Here is a 7,694-nt window from a genome sequence, read left to right as displayed (position 1 = left end):
CCCCACCAGACATCAGTGGCGGCATAGGCATTGGTGGTGTGTTTTAGCTGCGGCAACGATGGCGCCGGTCCGTCGGGCCCTGCTGCTCAGCTGAATGGACGCGCGTTAAACCACAATGCGTCCGCCGCAAGAGCGTACCAATCTGATCTTGCCGGCGCCTGATCAAGGAGTAGCCAAGCGCACAAAGGCACCATCTGCGCGAACACGACGCCCGATGGAGCACTGGCCGTTATTGATCGTTGGCGGGGTCAATGGTTTGCGAATGTCCGCCGCTCAGCCCGCATGGTTTCCCGCTTCGCTAAGGGGCGAAATCACCCACGCGTCAGCATCTTCTCGGACAATTAGCGTGAGGCGGGCAGCTTTTCGGATGCGGAAACAGTCGGCGCAGACGTCTAAACAGGCAATGATCGCTCGATACCGAGAACTAAACAGAAGTCAAATTATATTAAATGCTGTGACCGAGTTCGCGATCGTGTCCATTTTACCGTCAACGTCTGCCAATGATTGTCAGACGTTCTGCTGAACTTCGAACTTATGCCCCACTGTCACGTAGCTGCTCAAGAATTGTTGCCGTTGCCGAAGAGCAACAGGGGGCAGAGTTCCTCGCATCATGATCTCTGTCAGTCCATTTAAGGTTTGCCTTTTGGGTGAAGCTGAGATCATACATTAGCCGGAGATGATGCATTCCTAAATTCCTAGTTAGCTGAGATCATAGATTCCTAATTAGTTGATTTGTGGAGATCGGCACCATGGCTGCGCGCGCAAGCGGGGAAGCTGCGGGCGGGCCCTTCCCGGAAGAGAGCGAACCGGCCGAAGCCTCGCCCGATCTCACCTATTCGATGTCGGCTGGGCTGGTGGCGCGGCTGAAGGCGCTGGATATTGCGCTCGCGGTCACCTCATACCAGTCCGGCCTGTTCTATCTCATCGGCCGCAACCCGATGACCGGTGGGCTCAACGTTCACCAGACGCCGATTCTACGGCCGATGGGGCTGGCCCATGCCTCCGACGGGACGCTCATGCTAGCGGCAGGCTTCCATCTCGTGCGCTTCGTCAACGCGCTGGAAGCGCACCAGCGGGCCAATGAGATCTTTGACGCCTGCTACGTGCCGCGCACCGTGCACGTGACCGGGGAACTCGACGCGCATGACGTCGGGATAGGGGCGGCCGGCCAACCCATATTCGTCAATACACGCTTCAACTGCCTTGCTGTCCTGTCAGACCGCTACAGCTTCGCGGAAGTGTGGCGGCCGCCTTTCGTCTCGACGCTGGTAGACGAGGACCGATGCCACCTGAATGGCTTGGCGATGCAGGAGGGCGAACCCGCCTACGTCACGGCTGTCAGCCGTTCCGACACAATCGACGGCTGGCGCGACCGGCGCTCCGACGGTGGCGTCGTGATCGACGTCAGGACCGGCACGATCGTGTGCGAGGGGCTCTCCATGCCGCATTCGCCGCGCCTTCACCGCGGTACACTGTGGCTGCTCAACTCCGGCACCGGCGAGCTCGGATGCGTGGAGCTGCCGAAGAATGGCGGTACGGGCCGCTTCGACCCAGTCGCGTTCTGCCCGGGCTTCCTGCGCGGGCTGGCATTTTGCGGGAAGTACGCATTCGTAGGACTTTCCAAGCCGCGCTACCGGCGCTTCGAGGGGTTGGCGCTCGACGCCCGCCTTGCGGCAGCCGATTCGGAGCCATGGTGCGGCATCCAGGTCATCGACCTTGAGAAGGGTAACTGCGTCGACTGGTTCCGCATCGACGGCCAGGTGGCCGAGCTCTACGACCTTGCCGTGATCCCCGGCTTCGCCTGCCCGATGGCAGTGAGCCCGGGCTCGGCCAACGCGGCAACCGTCGTCAGCCATGCGCCGGGTGGGGCGCTGCCGCAATTGCCATCGAACGATTCTCTCGCGGTGGCTGTCGTGCCGCCCTCGCCAGCCAACGACCAAGGTATATGAGTGGGTGACAATCATGAGGCAGGGTGCGAAACTGCGAAATACGGACGGGCCGGCGCTCAGTCTGCGCCACCGATTTGTGCTCGGTAGTGCGCTCGCGACGAGCGCGTTCTTGGGCGGCTACCGTGGATATGTCCGCCGTGCCTCTGCCGACTGCACGCTTCTCGGCGGTACCTACACCTGCGGTGGCACGCTCACGGCGGAACAGGCGCTCCCCGACGAACCACAGCCCCTGACCGTGACCACAGTCCCTGGATTCAGCATCGACACCAGACTAGCCAGCGAGGGGAGCGGCGGCAACGCCTTCACGCTGACCGGCACAGGTGGCTTGACGTTCACCGACAACTATTCATCCACTATTGTTGGCCAACTTAACGGTATCGAAGCCCGCAACAATGGGGGTGGCGCGTTGTCGATCACGACAACGGGCACAGTGATGGGCACGGCAGGCGCCGGCCTCCTCGCAATCAACAGCTCGGCCGGTACCGATCTGACAATCAAAGCGGCGGAGGTGACAGGTGGGTACGCCGGCATTAGCGCATACAATCTCGGGAGCGGGGAGCTGTATATCGCGGCCACCGGTGCAGTAAAGGGAGCGACGTATAGTGGCATTTTCGCTCGCAACTATGGAACCAATCTTACGATAAAGGTCGCGGATGTAAGCGGAGGATCCTCAGGCATCGTCGCCCTTAACAATGGAAGCGGTACGCTTTCGATCACTGCCACTGGCGCTGTCAGCGGCGAGGGAATGGGCTATGAATCTTGCGAGTGCAGACTTGGGGCAGACGGCATCTACGCCAACAACGATGGAACCAATCTGACGATCAACGCCGTAGACGTGAGCGGTGCATCCTCCGGCATCGTCGCCCTTAACAATGGAAGCGGCGCGCTCTCGGTCACCACCACTGGCGTGGTGAGCGGTGCGGGTGCTGTAGGGTATCCCTTTACCTCTTACGGCAGCGGGGGATACGGCATTGCCGCAATCAACAGGGGAAGCGGCGCCTTGTCGATCAATGCCACCGGTTCAGTGACAGGCACGACAAATATCGGCATTCTTGCCGACAACAGTTCCGGTGCAGATCTCACGATCAGCGCTGCGAATGTGAGCGGTGGCATAGATGCCATCCGCGCTCTCAATGGGGGCACAGGCTCATTGTCGATCACCGCCACTGGCATGGTGACAGGCAATGGCGGCGCGGGCATCTACGCGCGCAACGAATCCGCCGTCACCAGTTCGACGACCACGGTGACGGTGGGAAGCGGCGCGACAGTAAGCGGAACCACGGTCGGCATCGAGCTTGTGTCGGGCACCGGCCGCGCAGCGAGCGTGAATAACGCCGGTTCAATCGCAGGCGCAACGGGTATTCTCGCAAACACGGCGGCCGCGGTCACGATCTCCAACACAGGCTCGATCACCGGCACTGCCGGCAGCGCGATCGATCTGACCGCGAGCGCCCCCAACACTATCAACCAGATGGGCGGTATCATCAGCGGCAATATCCTGCTTTCGGGAGACAGCCCGGACTTGGTCAGCATAACGGGCGGCACGATCACGGGCTCGGTGTTTGGTCTTGGTGGTGGCAACAGTTTCAATGCGAGCGGCGGTACGATCGATGGCTCGATTTTCGCAGGCAGCCAGAACGACACAGTGATCATTTCGGGCACCGCAAAGATCCAGGGTAATGCCGCGATCGGGCCTGATGCAGTCGGACTTGAAGACGGCGATGACACATTCAGGATGACCGGCGGTCATCTTGGCAGCGCCGTGAGCGGCGGCAACGGCAACGACACCCTGACCGTCGACGGCGGCATAATCGACTCCTTCGTCGCGGGTAATGATGGCGCCGACCAGATCACCGTCTCGGGCGGCTCGATCGGCGGCGATGTCACAGGGGGCAGCGGTATCGACCAGGTCGCGATGTCAGGCGGTTCAATCGCCGGTGATGTCGACGCCGAAACGGTCACTCTGACTGGCGGCGCAATCGGTGGCAATATCACCGGTCTGTCCAGTCTCGTCATCAACGACCCGCTTTCGCCAGCGCCAATCAGCCTGCGCGACGGAGTCGTCTTCAGCGGAACCAACGCCGTTGCCACCATCATCGATACTGACCTCTCTGCGGGCGGCACGAAGACCCAGTTGTTTGAAGGATTTGACAGCGTCACCGTCGACCCGTCGACAATCAAATTCGGCACGGGCATGAATTTTATTAACTTGCTGAATTTGGTGGATGGCTCCACGCTCATCATCAATGGCAATGCCGGTCTGAGCGGTAGGGCCAACGTGGTTGGGTCGACCATCACCATGCTCGATGGCGTTGCCGATGACATATTCACCCTTGGCGGTCTTGCGCTCAACAATGCCCAGCTAGGGCTCGATATCGATCAGCAGACGGTCCAGGCGGACAAGATCGTCACCGGCACGTTTTCGGCGACCGGCACCAACACCATCCTCGTCAATCTTCTGGGCACGCCGCAATTCGCCCAGGCGACCGATATCCCGATCATCGTCTTTGCCAGCGGGCCGGTTACCGGGACCTTCAATGTCCTGGGCATTCCCGGCACGCCGGGTTCGCTTTTTACCTATCAACTCGTAACTGGCCCAGGCGGCTTGTTCCTGCGCGCCACACCAGCCAATTTCGGCATTGCCGCGGCGCCCACCAGCGCCACCAATGCCGGCGCGGTCGAGGTGGCAATCGACGCTGTCTATGGCATAAACCGCGACGCACTCGATGCCGACCTTCCTCTCTCGCCCGCAAGCGGCTCTGGAATGGTGCCGGTTTCGTCTAGCTTCGGCGTCTTTGCCTCCGGCCAGTTCGCTCATACCGAGCATGACGGCTACAACATCAGCGGCGGTGGTTTGAATGGCGCTGGCCCGAGCTTCGATGCCAATGATTTTTCGGCCGCCATCAGCCTGGATTTCAATGCCGCCAAACACTTCCAGTTCGACAAGGAGTATGGCCTGAACATCGGCGTTTTCGCCGGCTATGCCTCGACCGACGTCAGCCTCGGTGCGTTCAACGGGTTTGATGCCATCGGCGAAGGCACAAACAAGGCCGGCATGTTCGGCGGTTACGCGCTGTTTCGCAAGGACTACAACTACGCGCTAGTCTCCGCCTCCGGCTTCTTCGGCGGAAGCGATGTGACCAACGGCGTGCTCGGCACCACTGGCAGCTATGACACCAGGGGCTACGCCGTCACGGGATCGGTCGGCCACATCTTCACCCTGGGCGAGCGCACCCGATTTGACCTGCGTGGCGGACTGCTTGGCGTTTCGTTCCGCGGCGATCCCTATACTGACAGCGGCGGCAACGAGTTCGGCAAGAGCCAGCTCTCCTTTGGCGCGATCAGGTTAGAGCCCGGCATCTATGGCGATTACACGCTTAGCAACGGCATGGTGTTCAGCCCCTATGCGCGAGGCGAATTGCAGCAGCGTTTCGACTACAAGAATACGACCGAAATCGGTACCCGAAAGATCGACTTCGACGATGCGGATTTTTCCATGGCGCTAACGGCAGGGTTCAATCTGAAGATATCGGAGTTGACCACCGTCAACGGCGAAGTCCGTGGCAAGGCGTCGTCCGACAGTTCCACCATCGGCGCCAAGCTCGGAATAAAGATTGCCTTCTAGCTAGTCGCTCGTGGGCACCAGAGCGGCTTATGTCTCGTGCGGCGACCCGTGCCCGACAGGTGCTACGCTCGGCGATCGAGCACAGCAATGCGACATTTGTTTTTCCTGACGCAGAAGGCTAGCATAAGCAGCCATCAAACCGTGCTGCCGTTTCATCAATGCTTAGAATTTCGGGAACTCTTCTCAAGGTCGGGTCAACCCGTGTGCTGGTTGAGGTTCGTCCCGATTTTGGCGGGGGCCATATTCGACACGGCGCTCAACAGCCGAGTCTCGAAACATGGGAACGTGTCTCGCCGCCCACGACCCTTGACGCGCTTGTTCGAGAACTGCAGCGGCAATTTCCCCACATGAACATACACGTTACTGGCGGAATGCGGACCGTCCGCCGCCAAGCTGAATTGATGGCGGAGCGGCGGCTTTCGAACCGTACGCAGTTCCTGAGTGTATATCGTCAGGCCCAGCATATTCGGGAGATGGACGAATGGGCCGCTCAACATTCTCGCGCTACCCGATCGCAAGCCATCGAGGCGTTCGAACAGATAATACACCGAGCCCGCGCACGCGGGGCTACGGTTAGCAACCATCTGGATGACCGCGCCCGCGATATTTCCATTCCACTTGGAAATCATCGCCAGCAAACCGAAGTGCAGCGCGCGCTGGAAAGTTGGGGCGCGCATGTCGGCCCGGAGCCGGATGCAACCCACGGGCCGCATTGGCACGTCGACTACACGCCACCAATCGGGCGTAGGCCTTGAATGTGCGCTGCGGAAGAGCGGCTCAATGCGCTCGCCGTCGCCTAGCGCAGCTCCTGCTGTCGTTGAGCCGGGGAACCATAGCCGAGATTTAGTCGCTCATGGGGCAGTACCGGGACGGACAGGGCCGCGGAGAAGCTATTAGTGACCGCGAAATGGCGCACCTTGCTCCTCCGCGCCGACCGATCCAAACTAAAAAGTTCCACCGAGCTCGGCCGTCGCAAGTACATCAAATATGATTGGCAGGTTTTGGCGGCTTTCTATCGTAGTCCAAAATGGAAGCGATTCTCCTTAGTTTGATCATCGCCTCATCGATTTTTCGCCAAGATTGGTGCCCCTCTGCCGCGCTCCTGGCGCTCGCCAGCTCACCTCTTACGATCTGCATTATCTCCTGTGCAGCTTCCTTCTTGTCCATACTGCGGCTCCTGCGACGTAACGAGGTGGTCTTGGGGCTACCATGCTACGACCGAGGGCACGTCGGCAAACCTCGAGCCATCGCGCTGGATCGCGTCTGTACCCACTAGAGGGCATCCTCCGCTTCACGCCTCGGATACTTTCAGGCGAGGCCAAAAACTCTGCGTGGAGATCGCCTGCTCGTCGCCCACGCCGATCCACCGGCGGCGCTTTTCTCCCGTGCCTTGGCAGCTCTTCTCTTTAAGCCAGATTGCAGCGCCGATATACGAATACCGACAATTGCAGCCTTCGCAGGTCGTTTTTAACTGCATGGGTTTGGCAGCCGCCAAAGGCACCAGCAAGGTGTCATGGCCGCCTTTCACCTCTAGCGTCATGCGGATGAATGAGTTGCGATTCTGGCGGCGCTTGTAGGCGTCGGCGTCCGCACGCATCGCCGCGTTAATACCGCTTTTCAATTTGTTGAGCGCGTATTCCTTGGCTTGCTCAACCTGCTCGGTCGTCTACCAGGGCTTGGCCGGTGCGGCATGACGGCACGATGGACAAAACACTTCCTCGTCGCGAACGATGTCCGCCAGTCATCGCTATGGATCTTGAAAGAGAACATGCATTCCGTGGCAGGGCATTCCCGGTCGTAGTACCCGTCGGCGTCCGACTCGATCGGAACGCCTATCGAGTTTGCCGTCTAAGTTCACGCTGCAGATTTTCAAACATGCTTGCCTCCAGCCTTGAACATAGCATGAACAGCGAAACTTGGAAGCTAGGGACCAATCTACCAAACGGCACCCGTCGCCGGGGGCGATTGTTGAAGCGAACCTGATCGACCAGGTTTGACCGGAAGTCGCCTTGCTACACGACGCGGTGGGGTGAATTGCCCCCGTCAATTCTTGTGTTCAACAGGATCAACAGCTGGAACTTTGAAAAGGAGATAATTACTTATAAGGAAATCTAGGGGGG

Annotated in this window: 5 protein-coding genes and 1 pseudogene; 3 read left to right on the top strand and 3 right to left on the bottom strand. The window is 59.7% G+C overall.

The window, feature by feature from the left end:
* Nucleotides 1-749 precede the first annotated feature (749 nt).
* Together LB566_RS29865 and LB566_RS29860 are read left to right on the top strand one after the other, a co-directional pair.
* Nucleotides 750-1,949 carry a TIGR03032 family protein gene (locus LB566_RS29865; protein ID WP_224629728.1) on the top strand — a complete coding sequence of 400 codons (1,200 nt, stop codon included), beginning with the start codon at nt 750-752 and terminating at the stop codon, nt 1,947-1,949.
* Nucleotides 1,950-1,962: 13 nt separating this feature from the next.
* Nucleotides 1,963-5,574, top strand: a complete 3,612-nt coding sequence (locus tag LB566_RS29860) for an autotransporter outer membrane beta-barrel domain-containing protein (RefSeq protein ID WP_224629727.1) — start codon at nt 1,963-1,965, stop codon at nt 5,572-5,574.
* A 194-nt stretch (nt 5,575-5,768) separates the two neighbouring features.
* On the opposite strand, the gene LB566_RS29855 is transcribed toward LB566_RS29860, so the two are convergent.
* From LB566_RS29855 to LB566_RS29845, 3 genes are all read right to left on the bottom strand, one after another.
* The gene (locus LB566_RS29855; RefSeq protein WP_224629726.1) at nt 5,769-6,251 is read right to left on the bottom strand and encodes a hypothetical protein; all 483 of its coding nucleotides are present in this window, start codon (nt 6,249-6,251) and stop codon (nt 5,769-5,771) included.
* 304 nt (nt 6,252-6,555) lie between these two features.
* A complete protein-coding gene (locus LB566_RS29850) occupies nt 6,556-6,741 on the bottom strand; it encodes a hypothetical protein (RefSeq protein ID WP_224629725.1) in 186 nt (61 codons plus the stop codon).
* 124 nt (nt 6,742-6,865) lie between these two features.
* Nucleotides 6,866-7,195, bottom strand: a complete 330-nt coding sequence (locus LB566_RS29845; protein WP_224629724.1) for a hypothetical protein — start codon at nt 7,193-7,195, stop codon at nt 6,866-6,868.
* Nucleotides 7,196-7,560: 365 nt separating this feature from the next.
* Here LB566_RS29845 and LB566_RS30630 point away from each other — a divergent pair.
* Nucleotides 7,561-7,689 (top strand): annotated as a pseudogene (locus tag LB566_RS30630) (DUF4113 domain-containing protein); the annotation flags it as partial.
* Nucleotides 7,690-7,694 lie beyond the last annotated feature (5 nt).

Origin of the sequence: Mesorhizobium sp. CA13 (assembly GCF_020165235.1) — a bacterium.
GTDB lineage: Bacteria > Pseudomonadota > Alphaproteobacteria > Rhizobiales > Rhizobiaceae > Mesorhizobium.
The sequence above is the reverse complement of the archived record's forward strand: the minus strand, read 5'-3'. Positions and strand labels throughout refer to the sequence as shown.

What these genes read in the sequence shown, in the direction of transcription:
- LB566_RS29865 (WP_224629728.1), top strand. Translation starts at nt 750, where the DNA reads ATGGCTGCGCGCGCAAGCGGGGAAGCTGCGGGCGGGCCCTTCCCGGAA.
- LB566_RS29860 (WP_224629727.1), top strand. Translation starts at nt 1,963, where the DNA reads ATGAGGCAGGGTGCGAAACTGCGAAATACGGACGGGCCGGCGCTCAGT.
- LB566_RS29855 (WP_224629726.1), bottom strand. Translation starts at nt 6,251, where the DNA reads ATGCGCGCCCCAACTTTCCAGCGCGCGCTGCACTTCGGTTTGCTGGCG.
- LB566_RS29850 (WP_224629725.1), bottom strand. Translation starts at nt 6,741, where the DNA reads ATGGACAAGAAGGAAGCTGCACAGGAGATAATGCAGATCGTAAGAGGT.